This window comes from Streptomyces sp. NPDC014889, assembly GCF_043081205.1.
GTDB lineage: Bacteria > Actinomycetota > Actinomycetes > Streptomycetales > Streptomycetaceae > Streptomyces.
Map to the genome: position 1 here is coordinate 110,479 of NZ_JBIBWH010000005.1, position 17,557 is coordinate 128,035.

Here is a 17,557-nt window from a genome sequence, read left to right on the forward strand (position 1 = left end):
TCGGTCAGCCCGTCGCCCGCGATTCCAGCATTCTCCTGGCCTCGGCGACCACCGCTGGGTCGGTGACGAAGTAGGTGTCCTGCTCGGCGGAGGCGCTGGAGGCGCCGAGGGGGATCCATGCGCCCCCGCGCCGGGGTTCGGCGCGGCGTTTCGCGGAGAGGTGGACGGCGGCGACACCGGCGGCGGTCAGGGCCGGGATGTCGGCGGGGCGCACCCCGCCGCCGGCCATGACCTGCACACCGGGCGCGGCCTCGACCATGGCGGCGAGCGCGGCGAGACCCTCTCCGGCGGCCGGAGCGCCGCCGGAGGTGAGCATCCGGGTGAGCCCCAGGGCGGGCAACAGCGCGGCGGTGGCGACCGGGTCCGCGGACAGGTCGATCGCGCGGTGCAGGGTCACTTCGACCGGGCGGCCCGTCTCATGGGCCGCCGCGGCGAGGCGGGTGACGGCGTCGGTGTCGAGGCCGCCGTCGGCGGTGAGCGCGCCGACGACCACGCCGGAGGCGCCGGAGGCGATCACGGACCGCACCTCGGCGACCATCAGGGCGATCTCCTCGGCGTCGTGGACGAAGTCGCCCGGTCGGCAGCGGACCAGGACCTGCACCGGCAGGCCTACGGCGGCGACCGCCTCGACGAGGGCGGCCGACGGGGTCAGACCGCCCAGTTCCAGGCCGGTGCAGAGTTCGACGCGGTCGGCTCCGTGGTCGAGGGCGACACGGGCACCGGCCGGTGAGGTGACGGCGATCTCCAGTGCCGGCCGGATGGTGTGGTCGGTCATTCGTCGTCCCCGGTGAGCGGCTGGTCGGAGGCCGGGATGATACGGGCCGTCAGGTCCGGGTCGGCCATGTCGCGGTCGAAGGGGAACATCGGGCGGCGGATGCGGCGGTGGCCGAGGCGTACCAGGTCCTGGTCGACTCCGCCGGGAGTGAGGGCCATCTTCCAGCCGACCGACATGTCGAACAGCTCGGGCTCCAGGTAGCCGATCTTGACGATCACGATGTCGGCGGAGCGCGGGTCGAGGTCGAGGCCGGTGAAGTCGTGCTCGTGGTGGTACGGCTTGCGCCGCCTGGTGAGGATCGCGTGCACGCTGCCGACCCGGATGACGACCTCGGTCCCGGCGTCCCGGTCGCCGTGCCGGATCGCGTGGACCACGCCGGTGAGGGTGACGGGGCCGGCGTGCCGGTCGTCGACCTCGGCGCCGGCGGTGACGGTGACGGTGGCGCCGACCCCGGCGGCGACGGCGGTCTCGATCGCGGCGGGTCCCGGCACCGAGGCGTAGATGACGGTCGGCCCGTCCTCCTTCTGGAACTCGGGGCGCTCAAGGAGCCGGGTCAGGCCCCAGGTGACGTCACCGGCGCCGCCCGCGGTGGGGTTGTCGCCGGTGTCGCTGATGAAGTACGGCCGCTGGTCGGAGGCGAGGGCCTCGTCGAGGAGTTCGTCGTACGTGCCGGTCGGGGCGACGAAGTCGAAGTCGTGGCGGGCGTTCCAGAAGCCCCGGGCGAGGCGTTCGGCGCCGACCGAGACCGCGGCCGTGTCGTCGCCGGTGACGACCACGACGGCGCGGTTGCGGGGTTCGTCGGCCCAGGCGTAGCCGACCCAGATGGCGGCGTCCGTCACGCCGTCGGCGGCCTCGACCTCGTCGACCGCCGCGTACACGCTCTTCGCGGGTTCGATCCGGGTGGAGGTCTGCTCGCCGGCCAGCAGCACCGGGACCGGGACCCACGCCTTGACCGGGCGGGGGGCGCCGGACGCCAGCAGGTCGACCAGGTTGCGGACGGCACGCTCCTTGGTCTCCATGTGGTCCTCGTGCGGGGCCATCCTGTAACAGGTGATCAGGTCGCTGCGGTGGGCGAGTTCGCGGGAGACGTTGCCGTGCAGGTCCATCGAGGTGGAGACGATCACGTCGGGGCCGACAGTGGCGCGGATCCGCTCAAGGAGCACGGCCTCGGCGTCGTCGATTCCCTCCACGGTCATGGCGCCGTGGATGTCGTACCAGAGGCCGTCCAACCGGGGCAGCGCGGCGAGGCGTTCGATGAGCTCCTCGGTGAGCGCGGTCCAGGCGGCGGCGGTGACGGTGCCGCCGGGCAGCGACTTGCCGACCAGAGCGCCGTGCCATTCGGCGGCCTCACGCAGTTCCTCGCCAGGGGCGAGGAAGGGGTACCGGTCGAAGATCTCGGAGCCGCGCGAGGGGTGGAAGGCGGGGGCCTCGGTGCGGGCGGGGGAGAAGGTGGAGGACTCGATGCCGAGCCCGGCGACGGCGATGACCGGGCGGGCGGCGGGGGTGCGGGTGTGCGACATGGCTCCTCGGACGGGGTGTGGGGCGTGAGGCTCGTTCCGCGGCCCGCCACGAGGGGGCGTGCCGCGGACTTCGGTATCCGGGCGGGTGCGGGGACTGCGGGAGTGGCCCCTGGACAGGCCCCTGGTTTCAGGGCTCGGGGGCGGGGGCCGGGGGATCGCCCGGGAGCCGGGGTGCGGGCCGCGGTTCCCGGGCGGGTACGTCGCCGTGTGAGCGGAGTAATTTAAGCGACTGCCAGGCTTTTTGCAGCGGCGTCAGATCCCTCCGTGGCCCGCGGCGGTGTGCTGCCGGTCGGCGCCGGGGGTGGCGCGGCCGATGTCGCCGAGGGCGCGGGCCAGGGCGCGCTGCAGGGCGAAGAGTCCGGCGCCGACCAGGCCGGCGTCGGCGCCGAGACTGGCCCGCTCGATGGTGAGGTGCTGGGTCACCAGCGGGTGGCAGCTCTCGTAGAGCTTGCTGCGCACCGCGGCGACGAACGGTTCGAGGGTGGAGAGGATGCCGCCGAGGTAGACGGCGTCCGGGTTGAAGAAGTTGACGTTGGCGGCGAGCACCTGGCCGAGGTGGTCGCCCGCCCTGCGGACGGCGCGGGTGGCTTCCGGGTCGGCGTCGGTGGCGAGCCGTACCACGTCCTCGGGGCTGGCGACGTCGAGACCGCGTTCGCGCAGGATGCGGACGAGCGCGGCGCCGGACGCCACCGTCTCCAGGCAGCCGGTGTTGCCGCAGGAGCAGGGGATGTCGGCGCCGCCGTCGATGCGGATGTGGGTGATGTCGCCGGCGGCTCCGGTGGCGCCCCGGTAGAGGCGACCGTCGGCGATGACGCCGGCACCGATTGCCGAGCCGATCTTCACCATGATCGACTGCCGGTGCTCGGCGGGCCTGACGCTCTGCTCGCCGAGCGCCATGCAGTTGGCGTCGTTGTCGACGGCGGCGGGGACCCCGAAGCGCTCCTCCAGCCAAGCGGCGACCGGGAAGCGGTTCCAGCCGAGCATCCGGGACGGCAGGACGACGGCGCCGGAGGCGACGTCCACCGGCCCGGGCAGGGAGAGCCCGACGCCCCGGAGCCGGTCGCGTCCACGCTGCTCGACGAGGGACTCCAGGTGCTCGACGAGCCTCGGCAGGGCGGCCTCGGGACCGTCGGCGACCTCGAACGGGACGTTGGCGACATCACGGACACCGCCGCCCGGGAGCACCACACCGATCCGGGCATGGCGGCCGCCGACGTCGGCGGCGACGGCGTACTCGTCGTTGCTGCCCACCCTGAGGACCCTGCGGGGGCGGCCGCCGGTGGAGGACTGGGTGCCCTCCTCGGCGATGAGCCCGCGCTCGACCAGCTGAGCCACGGTCAGGGAGATGGTGGAGGCGGCCGTGCCGAGGAGTTCCGCGAGTTCGGCGCGGGACGACGCCTGGCCCGAGGCGACGAGTTCGAGGACCCGCGTGGCGAGGGTGGTCGTGCCCTTCGAGGACACGCCCTTGCCGGCCTTGCGGTCCCGTGCACTTATTTCAGTCATGTACGAACTAACTTCCGCAACGGTGGGTGTGACGGAGACAGTACGCCCGATCAGGTGGGCGGGGAACAGCTCCATGAAGAAAGTGGAGAAGTGTTGACGCAGGTGAAATCGCCTCAAATTGACACATAGGCATCGGCTGAGGCGCCTGGAGTGGATGGATGTGACTTTTATCGAGGCCGCAGGACCTTACTTTTTACTAATTCTTGTTTGTTTGTTCGGCGCGTCCGTCGTTGACTGTCGCCGTACACAGCGCCGACCCCGCGGCGCCGACCCGGTCTCCCGGGACGGGTCCTTTCACTCTGAGGAGAGCCATGTTCCTTGCTCATACGGCGGCCGGCCGCCGCTGGGCCCTCGTCGCGGGTGCCGCCGTCACCACCGGCGCGCTGCTCACCGGCTGTTCCGGCGGTGGTACCTCGTCCTCGGGCTCGGCGTCGTCGGACACCATCAACTACGCCCTCCCGGCGAACTTCACGCCGAACTGGATCCTCCCGGTCGGCACCGCCTCGCACCTGAACACCAACAACTCCTCCATATCCCAGGCCGTCTGGGAGCCGCTGATCGCGTACGACGGTTCCACCGGCAAGGTCGGCTGGAACAAGGACAACTCGCTGGCCACCGACGCGAAGTTCGCCGCGGACAGCAAGAGCGTGACGATCACCCTCGGCGATCGTCACTGGAGCGACGGCAAGCAGATCACCTCGCGCGACGTTGAGTTCTGGTTCAATCTGGTCAAGGCCAACAAGGCGGACTGGGCAAGCTACAGCCCGGGCAAGGCGCCGGACAACTGGACCTCCTTCAAGACGATCGACGACACCCACTTCACGATCACCTTCGACAAGGCGTACAACCAGGAGTGGATGCTCGCCAACGAGCTGAGCATGATCCGCACGATGCCGCAGCACGTCTGGGACAAGACCAGCGACTCCGGCGCCGTCTCCGACCTGGACCGCACCGCCGCCGGCGCCAAGAAGGTCTGGACGTACCTCAACAACGCCGCCAAGAAGATCAGCGGCTACGCGACCGACCCGCTGTGGAAGACGGTCAGCGGCCCGTACACCATCAAGTCGTTCTCCACCGCGGGCAAGGTCGAGCTGACCGCCAACGCGAAGTACGACGGCGGCGGCAAGGCCAACATCAAGAACGTCAACCTTCTTCCGTTCACCACCACCGAGGCCGAGGTGAACGCCCTTCGCGCCGGCACCGTCGACTACGGCTACATCAACGCCACCGACCTGAGCCAGGAGTCGTCCTTCAAGGCCAAGGGCTACTCGGTGAAGCCGTGGACCGGCTGGGCGATCACCTACCTGCCGTACAACTTCAACAACCCCACCATGGGCCCGGTGTTCAAGCAGCTGTACGCCCGCCAGGCGATCCAGATGTCGGTGGACCAGACCACCCTCTCCAAGGTGGTCTTCAACGGCACCGCCGTCTCCACCTACGGCCCGATCCCGCAGGGCCAGGAATCGTCCTTCGTCTCCTCGGAGCAGAAGAACAACCCGTACCCCTTCGACACCGCCAAGGCGAAGAAGCTGCTCACCGACCACGGTTGGACCGAGCAGGGCGGCACCATGGTGTGCACCAGCCCCGGCACCGGCGACAACCAGTGCGGCGCGGGCGTCGACAAGGGCACCAAGTTCGAGATGGAGGTGCTGTCCCAGTCCGGCTCCACCGTGACCGACAACATGATGAGCGCGCTGCAGTCGTCGTTCGCGAAGACCGGCATCAAGTTCGGCATCAAGACCGCCCCCGTCAACTCCGTCCTGTCGCAGGCCGGCCAGTGCACCGCCGACCAGTCGAGCTGCAAGTGGCAGCTGTCCTTCTTCGGCACCGCGGGCAGCTGGTACTTCCCCGCCTACCCGAGCGGTGACTCGCTGTTCGCCACCGGCGGCGGCTCCAACTTCGGCAACTACTCCAACGCCGAGGTCGACAAGCTGATCAGCGAGACCACCACGTCCTCCTCGAACGAGGCGGTGCAGAAGTACAGCGCCGCGCTCGCCAAGGACCTCCCCGTGGTCTGGCTGCCGGAGCCCGACTACCAGATCTCCGTGGTCAGGGACGGCCTCGGCGGCTTCGCCCAGGACTCCCTCGCCAACTTCCACCCCGCCATGTGGAAGTGGACCAAGTAAGCCCGGTCGGTGCCCGCGCGGGTCTGCGGAGCCGTCCGGCCACCCGGCCGGGCCGCCCCGGGACCCGCGCGCACCCCTCGCGCGCCGGCGCCACACCGGCACCCGCCACGCCGGCACCCACGTCGCAGTGACGTCCATGTCCAGGTGACGCCCGCGCGCGCCACAGACACGAAGCGACCGGAAAACACATGAGTACTTCCTCGTACCTGATCAGACGTGTCCTCCAGGCCGTCGCGGTGATCGTCATCGTGACGATCGTCGTCTTCGGCCTGCTGCACGCCCTGCCCGGCGGCCCCGCGCGCGGGATCCTCGGGCCGCAGGCCACCGCACAGCAGATCGCCCACTTCAACCACGAACAGGGTCTCGACAAGCCCCTGCCCGTGCAGTACTTCTACTACCTCGGCCAACTGCTGCACGGGGACCTCGGGACCTCGTACACCCTCAACGAGCCGGTCTCCCAGCTCATCACCGAGCGGCTGCCGAAGACCCTGGTCCTCACCGTGCTGTCGGCTCTCGTCGGCCTCGTCCTCGCCATCCCGATGGGCATGTGGCAGGCCGTGCGCCGCAACAAGCCGGTGGACTACGTCATCACCACGCTGAGCTTCATCGCCTACTCCACGCCCGTGTACTTCCTCGGGCTGATCCTGGTGCTGGTCTTCAGCCAGGCGCTGGCGTGGTTCCCGTCGCAGGCTCCGCAGGGCGAGACGCTGGGCCAGGTGTTCTCCGAACCGCAGGCCCTGGTACTGCCGGTGGTCGCGGGCGCGGCCTCCATGGTCGCGGTGTTCAGCCGCTACATGCGGGCGGCCACCCTGGAGAACCTCTCCGAGGACTATGTCCGCACGGCCAGGGCGGGCGGCTCCCGCGGCCGCGCCATCCTGTGGCGGCACGTGTTCCGCAACTCGCTGACGCCCGTGGTCGCCATGCTCGGCTACTACGTGCCGGTGCTCTTCGGCGGCGCCCTGGTCGTCGAGCAGCTCTTCAACTACCCCGGGATGGGGCTGCTGTTCTGGACCGCCGCGCAGTCCTCCGACTACCCGGTCCTGCTGGGCTGCGTCCTGGTGATCGCCGTCGCCACCGTCGTCGGCACCCTGCTCGCCGACATCGTCCAGCGGATCATCGACCCCCGAGTGAAGGCAGGCCGGGCATGAGCGCCGTCATCCAGCCGGACATGGCCCCGTCGAAGGCCGCCGGGCCGCGCGAGACCTCCGGCGCACGACTCGCCGTCCGCCGCTTCCTGCGCAACAAGCTGGCCGTCGTCGGACTCGCCGTCGTGGTCCTCTTCTTCCTGTTCTGCTTCGCCGGCCCGCTGGTGTACTCCACCGACCAGACCCACACCATGCTTCAGCAGGTCAACCTCGCCCCGAGCGGCGCGCACTGGCTCGGCACCGACGCCGTCGGCCACGACGAGCTGGGCCGGCTGATGTACGGCGGCAAGGTCTCCCTGATCGTCGGCCTCGCCGCGGGCGTCCTCGCCACCGTCATCGGCACGCTGTGGGGCGCCGCCGCCGGTTACGCGGGCGGCTGGATCGACGCCGTGATGATGCGGATCGTCGACGCCGGCATCGCCATCCCCGCGCTGTTCATCCTGCTGGTGGTCTCCGCCATCACCACGCCCGGCCTGACCGGTCTCGTCCTCATCCTGGGCCTGGTGTCCTGGCTGGTGCCGTCCCGGCTGGTCCGCGCCGAGACGCTGACCCTGAAGAACCGGGACTACGTGCTGACCCTGCGCGCCATCGGCGGCACGCACGCCCGGGCGATCCTGCGGCACATCCTGCCGAACTCGGTCTCCACCATCATCGTCGCAGCGACCTTCCAGGTCGCCGACGCCATCCTGCTCGTCGCCTACGTCTCCTATCTGGGCATGGGAGTCAGGCCGCCGCAGACCGACTGGGGCGGCATGCTCTCCGCAGGTCTCACCGCCGCCTACTCCGGCTACTGGTGGCTCATCCTGCCGCCCGGCCTGGCCATCATCCTGGTGGTGTGGGCGTTCAACGCGATCGGGGACGGACTCCGCGACGCATTCGATGTGAGGGGACGCGGATGACCGCCACCACCAAGGGCTCCGCCGCCCGCACCGCGGCGTCCGGCCCGATCCTCGAACTCGACGACCTCGGCGTCGTCTTCACCACCGAGACCGGCGACGTACCCGCGGTCAGGGGCGTGTCCCTCCAGGTCCGGCCGGGGGAGACGCTGGCCCTGGTCGGCGAGTCCGGCTCCGGCAAGTCGACCATCGCGCTCGCCGCGATGGGCCTGCTCGCCGGGAACGCCCACGCCACCGGCAGCGCCGTCATCGCCGGCACCCAGATCGTCGGCGCCTCGGAGAACGGCCTCGCGGCGCTGCGCGGCAAGACCGTCTCCATGGTGTTCCAGGAGCCGGCCACCGCGCTCGACCCGCTCACCCGGATCGGGAAGCAGATCGCCGAGGTGATCCGCAACCACCGCGAGGTGTCCGCCAAGGACGCCGCCGCCGAGGCCGTCGAACTGCTGCGCCGGGTCGGCATCCCCGAACCGGAGAAGCGCGCCCACGCCTACCCGTTCCAGCTCTCCGGCGGACAGCGCCAACGGGTCGTGATCGCCATGGCCATCGCCAACGAGCCGGGCCTGCTCATCGCCGACGAGCCGACCACCGCCCTCGACGTGACCGTGCAGGCCGAGATCCTCGACCTGCTGCGCCGGCTCGCCGTCGAGACCGGCACCGGCGTGCTGCTCGTCACCCACAACATGGGCGTCGTCGCCGACTTCGCGGACCGGGTCGCCGTCATGTACCAGGGCGAGATCGTGGAGACCGGATCGGTCGAGGACGTCCTGCTGCGCCCCGCCCACGACTACACCCGGCGCCTGCTGGCCGCCGTGCCCCGGCTGTCCGTCGCCGAGGCCGCGGACGGCACCGGCCGGCTTGCCGCGTCCGTGCCGGCCCAGACGAAGCGTTCCGCGGCCGCGCCGTCGGCCTCGCCTGCCGGGCCCGGCGGCCCCGAGGGCGAAGCGGTGGTCGAACTGCGTGACATCAATGTGGTGTTCGGCCGCGGCAGGGCCGCCGTACGCGCCCTCGACGGAGTGTCGTTCCGGGTCGGGCCGGCCCAGACCCTGGGCCTGGTCGGCGAGTCCGGCTCCGGCAAGTCCACCGCCGCCCGGGTCGCGCTCGGCCTGATCCCGCCCACCTCCGGCACCGTCTCGCTGTTCGGCGCCGACCTCGGCCGCACCCGCGCCCGGGCCCGCCGCGCCCTGCGGGCCGGTATCGGTGTCGTCCTCCAGGACCCGGTGGCCTCCCTCGACGCGCGGATGACCGTCGGCGAGTGCATCGCCGAACCCCTCCGGGTGCACCGTCGCGGCCTGTCCGCCAAGGACCGGCAGGCCAAGGTCGCCGCCGTCCTCGACCGGGTCCGGCTGCCCCGCGAAGTCGCCCGGCGCGCGCCCCGCGAACTCTCCGGCGGACAACGCCAGCGGGTCAGCCTGGCCCGGGCCCTGATCCTGGAGCCCCGGCTGCTGGTCGCCGACGAACCCACCAGCGCGCTCGACGTGAGCGTGCAGGAAGCGGTCCTGGAGGTCATCACCGAACTCCAGGGCGAACTCGGCTTCGCCTGCCTGTTCGTCTCCCACGACCTCGCCGTCGTGCAGCACTTCGCGCAGCGCGTCGTCGTGATGCGCGCCGGCCGCATCGAGGAGCAGGGCTCCACCGGGACGACCCTGCTGCGTCCGGAGACCGACTACACCCGCCGTCTGCTGGCCGCCGTGCCGGTGCCCGACCCGGTGGTGCAGCGGGGGCGCAGGGCCGAACGCCTGGCCACCCTCGCGGCCGGCCGTACGGAGGCCCAGGCGTGACCGGACCGCTCCTCCCTCCCTGCACCCCGCAGGACCCGGCCATTGCCACCGACCTCCGGCCGCTGTTCGCCGGCATCGACATCGGCGGCACCACCACCCAGGTGGTGGTCTGCGCGGACGAACTGACCGTCCTCGACCGTGCGGAGGTCCCCACCCCGGCGCTCGAGGGCGGCCGGGCCATGGTCGGCGCCGCGCTCGACGCGCTCGCCCCGCTGCTGGCCCGCACCCCGGGCCGCCTGGTGGGCGCCGGAATCGGCGCCGCCGGGGTGGTGGACTCCGCGAACGGCCGCATCCTGGTCGCCAGCGACTCCTTCCGCGGCTGGGCCGGCTTCGCCGTCACCGCCGCCGTAGAGGAGGCCCTCGGCGTCCCGGCCTTCCTGGACAACGACGTCAACGCCTTCCTCTACGGGGAGGTCTACGGCGGAGCGGTGCGCGGCGAGGCCGACGTCCTCGGCATGACCCTGGGGACCGGCGTCGGCGGTGCCCTGTGGACCGGCGGCGCCCTGTACGCGGGTCCGCACGGCGCGGCCGGCGAGATCGGGCACATCCCCGGCTTCGGCGACCTGCACTGCTCCTGCGGCGGCCGGGGCCACCTGGAGACACTGGCCTCCGGCCGCTCCATCGGGGCTCGTTACGCCGACCGCACCGGCCGCCGCCTCACCGCCCGCGAAGTCGCCGAGGCCGCCGCCCGTGGCGACGAGGACGCTCTCGCGGTGTACCGCGCCGCGGGAGCGGGCATCGCCCGCGCGATCGTCATCACGGCGGGCGTCGTCGACATCACCACGGTGGTCGTCGGCGGCGGCGTCAGCCGCGCCTGGCCCCTGCTGGAGCCCGTCATCCTGTCCGCCCTCGCCGCCGAGCCCCCGGTCAGCGGCCACCCCGTCCGCCTGGTGCGGGCCGCCCTGGCCTCCGACGCCGTCCCGGTCGGCGCCGCCGCCCGCGCCCGACGCGAACTGGGCACGGAGGTGAGAGCGACGGCGTAGGGACCCCCGGCCCCGAAGCCCGCGGGCCCGGCCAGCGGACCACCTGGCCGGGCGGGTGGACCATGTCGGACACGCGCTCTACCGATACGCGAGCGAGGGCCTCGACCTGACGGTCGGGGTCCTTGTCGCGTTTTCGTGGGGCGCCGGTGAGCGCGTGGCGGCCGCGGGCACGCGCTCGGCGGCTGTCGGGCGACTCGCTTGCGGCGCTTGACGCAAGAGTTATTGACGTGTTCATGGCGGAACCGCCACACTCGCCCCGTACGGCGGGACGCCGTCGGGATCGCCGGTGCGGTGATGCGTCGGCAGGCCAGAAAGGCACACATGACGAGCATGGCTCCTTCCGTCCGCCGCCCCCTCACGGCGTCCACCCTGGTCACGGCGGTGACCGCCCTGGCGATGGCGGTGACCGCCCTGCTGGGCACGGCGCCGCCCGCCGTCGCGTCCACCGGTCCGAGCACGCTCGCGGCCGGCGGGTTCCACGGCGTCAACTGGGCGGACCCGCGCGACAACTACGCCGACGATGCCGTCGTCCCTTCCGGCCTGTCCACCGCCGACAGCTACGCCACCGTCCACGCCAAGGCCACCGCCGTCCTGACTGGTTTCCGGAACAATCTCGGCGCCGACACCGTGCGCCTGCCGATCAATCCGTACTCCGTCGGCACCAGTTGGTGGAACGCCTACACCGGGGCCATTGACGCCGCCACCGCCATGGGCTTCAAGGTCGTCCTCGGCTATTGGGAGGGCCCCAGCCACAAGGACGGCAAGGTCGACGACACCAACGCGTGGAACGCCATGTGGAACACCGTCACCGCCAAGTACGGCGGCAACGGCCTGGTGTACTTCGAGCCGATGAACGAGCCCTTCGGCTACACCGCCTCAGCCTGGGCGAACCTGGCCGCCCAGTGGATCACCGACCGGCCCTCGATCCCCCGCGACCGTGTCTTCGTCAGCGGCTCCGGCTACAACGACAACGTCACCACCGTCTGCGCCGACTCCCGGCTGAGCGGTACCTACCTGTCCCTGCACCACTACGGCTTCTGGGGCACCCACACCTACAACGACTGGGTCACCGACCTCAAGAACCGCATCGGCGGTTGCGCCTCGCGCACCGTCCTGGACGAGTTCGGCTCCCCGATGACCACCGGCCTCGACTACAACAACGCGGGCAGCACCGACAACTTCGTGCGCTACCTGCGCGCCGACACCGACACCGTCCGCGCCCTCGGCATGGGCTCGGTGTACTGGCCCGGCCTGCGCACCGGCGACTCCTACACCCTGCAGACCCTGAGCGGCTCCGGCACCGACCTCACCCTGACCACCACCAACGTCAGCGGAGCCGACCGGGTCAGGTACGGATGGGCAGTGGCCTCCTCCCTGCGCTCCGCGGCCTCCAACCGCTGCCTGGACGTGACCGACCGATCCCACACCGACGGCACCCAGCTCCAGATCTGGGACTGCCTCGGCGGCGCCAACCAGCAGTGGCTCTACACCTCCGGCAAGCAGCTCCAGGTCTACGGCGACAAGTGCCTCGACGCCTACCAGCAGGGCAGGACCCCCGGCACCATCGTGGACATCTACACCTGCAACGGCGGCACCAACCAGCAGTGGAACCTCAACGCCGACGGCACCGTCACCGGAGTCCAGTCCGGCCTCTGCCTGGACGTGATCGGCCAGAAGACCGCCAACGGCACCAAGATCGAGCTCTACACCTGCAACGGCGGCTCCAACCAGCGGTGGACACGCGGCTGACACCAGCCGCGCGGGCCGGTCAGCCGGCCGTCGCCTCGGCCGTCGGGGCGTTCGCGCGGGATGCGTGGAGGCGGGCGTACGCCCCCTGGGCCGCGAGGAGTTGGTCGTGGGTGCCCTGTTCCACGATGCGGCCGGAGTCCATGACGACGATGACGTCGGCGTCGCGGACGGTGGACAGGCGGTGGGCTATCACGAAGCTGGTCCGGCCCGCGCGCAGGGTGTTCATGGCCCGTTGGATCAGCAGCTCGGTGCGGGTGTCCACGGAGCTGGTCGCCTCGTCCAGGATGAGCACGGCGGGCTGGGCGAGGAACGCCCGCGCGACCGTGATCAGTTGCTTCTCACCGGCGCTGACACTGCCGGACTCGTCGTCCAGGACCGTGTCGTAGCCCTGCGACAGGGTGCGGATGAACCGGTCGGCGCAGGTCGCGCGGGCCGCCTCCACGACGTCCGCGCGGGTCGCGCCCGGGGTGCCGTAGGCGATGTTCTCGGCGATCGTGCCCTTGAACAGCCAGGTGTCCTGGAGGACGAGGCCGAAGCGGGAGCGCAGGTCGTCGCGGTTCATCGCGGCGATGTCGGTGCCGTCCAGGAGGATGCGGCCCGAGTCGATCTCGTAGAAGCGCATCAGCAGGTTGGCGACCGTGGTCTTGCCGGCGCCGCTCCGGCCGACGATCGCGACCGTGCTGCCGGGTTCCACCGACAGGGACAGGCCCTCGATGAGCGGCACGTCGGGGGAGTAGCGGAACGACACGTCCTGGAACTCCACCCGGCCCTCGGCGCGCTGCGGCGCGAGCGGGCTGCGCGGTTCGGGCTCCTGCTCCGGCGCGTCGAGCAGCGTGAACACCCGCTGCGCCGAGGCCACTCCGGACTGGAGGCGGCCCGCGACCGAGGCGATCTCCACGATCGGCTGGCTGAACTGCCGCGCGTACAGGATGAACGCCTGCACGTCGCCCAGGGTCAGCGAGCCGTCCACGACCTTCCAGGCACCGACCACGGCGACCGCGACATAGCCGAGGTTGGCGACGAACATCATCACGGGCTCGATCGCGCCGGACGCGAACTGCGCACCGGCACCGGCCCGGTACACGGCCTCGTTGCGCTCGTCGAAGCGCCGCTCGGCCTCCGCCCGCCGGTCGAAGGCCTTCACCAGCGTGTGCCCGGCGCACATCTCCTCGACGTGCGCGGTCAGGCGGCCGCTCGCGGTCCACTGGGCGGCGTAGCGCGGCTGGGCCCGCTTGGCGATCCAGGTGGCGAGCAGCCCCGACACCGGGACGCTCAGCAGCATCACCCCGGCCAGCGAAGGCGAGATGAACAGCATCAGGGACAACATGATGACCAGCGAGAACACCGAGCTGATCAGATCGGTCAGGGTCTGCTGGAGCGTCTGCTGGAGGTTGTCGACGTCGTCCGTGGTGCGGCTGAGCGTCTCGCCGGCCGGTTGCCGGTCGAAGTGACGCAGCGGCAGTCGCGCCAGTTTCTCCTGCGCCCGGTGCCGCAGGTCGTGGATGAGCAGCCGGACCACCGACGCCACCCGCCAGTTCTGGACCAGCATGAACGCCGACGCCAGCACGTACAGGACCAGCAGGATCAGCAGCAGCCGGCCGAGTTCCCCGAAGTCGATGCCCGAAGCCGGTCCGCCCTTCCCGAGGACGCCGTCGGCGATCAGGTCGGTGACGCGGCCCAGCAGGAGCGGGCCGCAGGCGTTGAGGAGGATGCCGACGACACCCGCCGCCAGGGCGACGCCCACGGAGCGGCGGTGCGGGCGCAGCAGGCCGGCGAGCCGGCGCACCGGCCGGTCCGATTCGGGCGCCTGTTCTTCGTGCGCCTCGTCGCGCGCCTCCTCGTGCTCCTCAGGGACGTCCGGCGCCATGAGCGGCTTCCTCTCGGGTGCGCTGCGAGAGCGCGATCTCGCGGTAGGTGGGACTGTCGCGCAGCAGCGCGTCATGGGTGCCGGTGGCGGCGATGCCACCCTGGTCCAGGACGACGATCCGGTCGGCGTCGCGCACGGAGGCCACGCGCTGCGCGACGGTGACCACGGTGGCGCCCGCCGTCCAGGGCACGAGGGCCTCCCGCAGGGCCGCCTCCGTGCTCTGGTCGAGCGCCGAGAAGGAGTCGTCGAAGAGATAGACGGCGGGGCGGCGCAGCAGCGCCCGCGCGATCGCCAGCCGCTGGCGCTGGCCGCCGGAGACGGTGGTGCCGCCCTGGGCGATCTCCGCGTCGAGGCCGCCGAGCCGGGCCACGAAGTCGTCCGCCTGGGCGACCCGCAGCGCCTCCCACAACTCCTCGTCCGTGGCGTCCGGCCGGCCGAAGCGCAGATTGGTCGCCACGGTCCCGGCGAACAGGTAAGGACGCTGCGGCACGTAGCCGACGGCCCCGGCCAGTACCGACGGGTCCAGTTCGCGCACGTCCGTGCCGCCGATCCGCACCTCGCCCGCGGTCGCGTCGACCAGCCGCAGGATCAGGTGCAGCAGCGTGGTCTTGCCGGCGCCGGTACTGCCGAGGACCGCGACCCGCTCCCCGGGCCGCAGCGTCAGCGACAGGTCCCGCAGCACGGCGTTCTCGGCGCCCGGGTAGCGGAACTCGGCGCCCACCAGCTCGACCTGCCCGGCGGGAGCCGTCATGGGCCGCGGCGCGGCCGGCGGGACGACATCGGTCCGCGCGTCGAGGACCTCCGCGATCCGCTCCGCGCACACCCGGGCCCGCGGCACGTTCAGGAACACGAACGCGAGCATCACCACGGACATCAGGATGAGCGACAGATAGCTGAGGAAGGCGCTGAGCGAGCCGATCTGCATGCTGCCCGAGTCGATCCGCCGGGCCCCCACCCACAGCAGCGCCAGGGTGAAGAGGTTCATCAGCAGCAGGACCGACGGCAGCATCACCGCGATGAGCCGGCCCACCCCGAGGGACAGGCCGAAGAGTTCCTCGTTGGTGCGGGTGAAGCGCTCGCTCTCGTAGGAGTCGCGGGCGAAGGAACGCACCACGCGCACCCCGGTGATCCGCTCCCGCAGCAGCCGCCCGACACGGTCCAGGGTGAGCTGGAGCCGGGCGTACAGCGCGGCCATACGGGCCAGCAGCAGACCGAAGCAGACGCCCACCACCAGCACCATCGGGACCAGGATCAGGGCCAGCGCCACGTCCTGGCGCAGCGCGAGCACCACACTCCCCAGGCACATCAGAGGGGCCGCCACGAAGATGCCGAGCCCGGACTGCGCGAGGTTCTGCACCTGCTGCACGTCGTTCACCGAGCGGGTCAGCAGGGACGGGGTGCCGAAACGGCCCATCTCGCGGGCGGAGAAGTCCAGCACACGGCGGAAGACCGCGGACCGCAGGTCCCGGCCGAGCGCGGTGGAGGTGCGCGCGCCCAGGGCCGCGGCACCCAGCGCCGCGGCGATCTGCACCAGCGCCACCACCGCCATCGCCGCGCCGATGACGCCGATGCGGTCGCTGTCCTCGCGGACGACCCCTTCGTCGATGAGCGCGGCGCCCAGCGTCGGCAGCAGCAGCGTGCCGAGGATCTGCACCAGGTGCAGCACCACCAGAACGACAACGGACCCGGTATAGGGGCGCAGTCGTGTGCGCATGAGTCTCAACAGCACGGAATGACACCCCGGTTGACGGCGGCCAGGAGCCGCCCGTTGGAACGGAGTCGGCCGCACGCCGACCCGGCCATTCGAACCCACACCGCACCCGGATTTCCCTAGTGTTTCCGTCGGCCGTGACCACCCGCCGGGAATTCCCTAGTAAGTTCGAGAAGCGTTGACATTGACTTCCGCCGCTTGGGAACGTGCCGGTGTCTATCGTCCGGACAGCTTTCTCCCGCCAAGGTCGTCGACCGAGCGCAGCGTTTGGACGGTCTCTTCGCGGTCGAGATGGGGATGACATGCCCAAGCGCGCACTGATCACCGGAATTACCGGCCAGGACGGCTCCTATCTGGCGGAGCACCTGCTGTCGCAGGGGTACCAGGTATGGGGCCTCATCCGTGGCCAGGCCAACCCGCGCAAGTCCCGGGTGAGCCGGCTCGTTTCCGAACTGTCCTTCGTGGACGGCGACCTGATGGACCAGGGCAGCCTGGTCTCGGCGGTCGACAAAGTACAGCCGGACGAGGTGTACAACCTCGGCGCGATCTCGTTCGTGCCGATGTCCTGGCAGCAGGCCGAGCTGGTCACCGAGGTGAACGGCATGGGCGTGCTGCGGGTGCTCGAAGCCATCCGCATGGTGAGCGGACTGAGCATGTCCCGCACCGCGGGCCCCGAGGGCCAGATCCGCTTCTACCAGGCGTCCTCCTCGGAGATGTTCGGCAAGGTCGCCGAGACGCCGCAGCGGGAGACCACGCTCTTCCACCCGCGCAGCCCCTACGGCGCGGCCAAGGCGTACGGCCACTTCATCACCCGCAACTACCGTGAGTCCTTCGGCATGTACGCGGTCTCCGGAATGCTGTTCAACCACGAATCCCCCCGCCGCGGCCAGGAGTTCGTGACCCGCAAGATCTCCCTCGCGGTCGCCCGCATCAAGCTGGGACTCCAGGAGAAGCTGGCCCTCGGCAACATGGACGCGGTCCGTGACTGGGGCTACGCGGGCGACTACGTCCGCGCCATGCACCTGATGCTCCAGCAGGACGCCGGCGACGACTACGTGATCGGCACCGGCGAGATGCACACCGTGCGCGACGCGGTCCGCTACGCCTTCGAGCACGTGGACCTCGACTGGGAGGACTACGTCGTCGTCGACCCCGACCTGGTACGCCCCGCCGAGGTCGAGGTGCTGTGCGCCGACAGCGCCAAGGCGCAGGTGCAGCTGGGCTGGAAGCCGAGTGTCGATTTCCCCGAACTCATGCGAATGATGGTCGACGCCGACCTCGCGATGGTTTCCCGGCAGAACGAACTCGACGACCTTCTGCTGACGCACAGCTGGTAACGGGCGAAAGCCCTCCGACTACTAGGGATTTCCTGCCGGACTTCCGGCCAGACTCGCCTCATGGCATCTCCCGCCGGGGAGAGCCATGTGGCGAGTCGGTGTTCTGCAGCACGGCGCAGAAATTTCGGCGATGCGTGTACGGCCGTCGGCCGTCGGGATGGGTTGAG

At 71.0% G+C, this 17,557-nt stretch carries 12 protein-coding genes; 7 read left to right on the forward strand and 5 right to left on the reverse strand.

Annotated elements, in window-relative coordinates; translation table 11 throughout:
* Nucleotides 1-4 precede the first annotated feature (4 nt).
* The 3 genes from ACF09J_RS11575 to ACF09J_RS11585 all read right to left on the reverse strand — a co-directional run bounded on the left by ACF09J_RS11575 (nt 5) and on the right by ACF09J_RS11585 (nt 3,798).
* Complete coding sequence (locus ACF09J_RS11575) at nt 5-775, reverse strand: copper homeostasis protein CutC (protein ID WP_392305198.1); 771 nt, start codon at nt 773-775, stop codon at nt 5-7.
* Nucleotides 772-2,295 carry a M81 family metallopeptidase gene (locus ACF09J_RS11580; RefSeq protein WP_392305199.1) on the reverse strand — a complete coding sequence of 508 codons (1,524 nt, stop codon included), beginning with the start codon at nt 2,293-2,295 and terminating at the stop codon, nt 772-774. Before ACF09J_RS11580 ends, ACF09J_RS11575 begins: the two co-directional genes overlap by 4 nt.
* A 252-nt stretch (nt 2,296-2,547) precedes the next feature.
* On the reverse strand, nt 2,548-3,798 hold the full coding sequence (locus tag ACF09J_RS11585; protein ID WP_392305200.1) for an ROK family protein: 1,251 nt from the start codon (nt 3,796-3,798) through the stop codon (nt 2,548-2,550).
* A gap of 311 nt (nt 3,799-4,109) precedes the next feature.
* Between ACF09J_RS11585 and ACF09J_RS11590 the strand changes: the two genes are divergently transcribed.
* The 6 genes from ACF09J_RS11590 to ACF09J_RS11615 all read left to right on the forward strand — a co-directional run bounded on the left by ACF09J_RS11590 (nt 4,110) and on the right by ACF09J_RS11615 (nt 12,475).
* Entirely contained in the window at nt 4,110-5,924 is a 1,815-nt protein-coding gene (locus ACF09J_RS11590) for a peptide ABC transporter substrate-binding protein (RefSeq protein ID WP_392305201.1), read from the forward strand.
* A 188-nt stretch (nt 5,925-6,112) separates the two neighbouring features.
* Nucleotides 6,113-7,072, forward strand: coding sequence for an ABC transporter permease (locus tag ACF09J_RS11595; protein WP_392305202.1), 960 nt, complete (start codon nt 6,113-6,115; stop codon nt 7,070-7,072).
* Entirely contained in the window at nt 7,069-7,968 is a 900-nt protein-coding gene (locus ACF09J_RS11600; protein ID WP_392305203.1) for an ABC transporter permease, read from the forward strand. Before ACF09J_RS11595 ends, ACF09J_RS11600 begins: the two co-directional genes overlap by 4 nt.
* Nucleotides 7,965-9,743, forward strand: a complete 1,779-nt coding sequence (locus ACF09J_RS11605; RefSeq protein ID WP_392305204.1) for a dipeptide ABC transporter ATP-binding protein — start codon at nt 7,965-7,967, stop codon at nt 9,741-9,743. The genes ACF09J_RS11600 and ACF09J_RS11605 overlap by 4 nt, the downstream gene beginning before the upstream one ends.
* A gap of 62 nt (nt 9,744-9,805) precedes the next feature.
* A complete protein-coding gene (locus tag ACF09J_RS11610; RefSeq protein WP_392305413.1) occupies nt 9,806-10,726 on the forward strand; it encodes an ROK family protein in 921 nt (306 codons plus the stop codon).
* Nucleotides 10,727-11,056: 330 nt separating this feature from the next.
* A complete protein-coding gene (locus ACF09J_RS11615) occupies nt 11,057-12,475 on the forward strand; it encodes a ricin-type beta-trefoil lectin domain protein (RefSeq protein ID WP_392305205.1) in 1,419 nt (472 codons plus the stop codon).
* Between the two features lie 19 nt (nt 12,476-12,494).
* On the opposite strand, the gene ACF09J_RS11620 is transcribed toward ACF09J_RS11615, so the two are convergent.
* Nucleotides 12,495-14,342 (reverse strand): ABC transporter ATP-binding protein, encoded by a 1,848-nt coding sequence (locus ACF09J_RS11620; protein ID WP_392305206.1) that lies wholly within the window; start codon nt 14,340-14,342, stop codon nt 12,495-12,497.
* Nucleotides 14,323-16,071: an ABC transporter ATP-binding protein gene (locus ACF09J_RS11625; RefSeq protein WP_392305207.1), complete on the reverse strand. Its 1,749-nt coding sequence runs from the start codon at nt 16,069-16,071 to the stop codon at nt 14,323-14,325. The genes ACF09J_RS11620 and ACF09J_RS11625 overlap by 20 nt, the downstream gene beginning before the upstream one ends.
* Before the next feature lie 284 nt (nt 16,072-16,355).
* Here ACF09J_RS11625 and ACF09J_RS11630 point away from each other — a divergent pair, with 284 nt between their 5' ends.
* Nucleotides 16,356-17,390, forward strand: coding sequence for a GDP-mannose 4,6-dehydratase (locus ACF09J_RS11630; protein ID WP_392305208.1), 1,035 nt, complete (start codon nt 16,356-16,358; stop codon nt 17,388-17,390).
* Nucleotides 17,391-17,557: the final 167 nt, after the last annotated feature.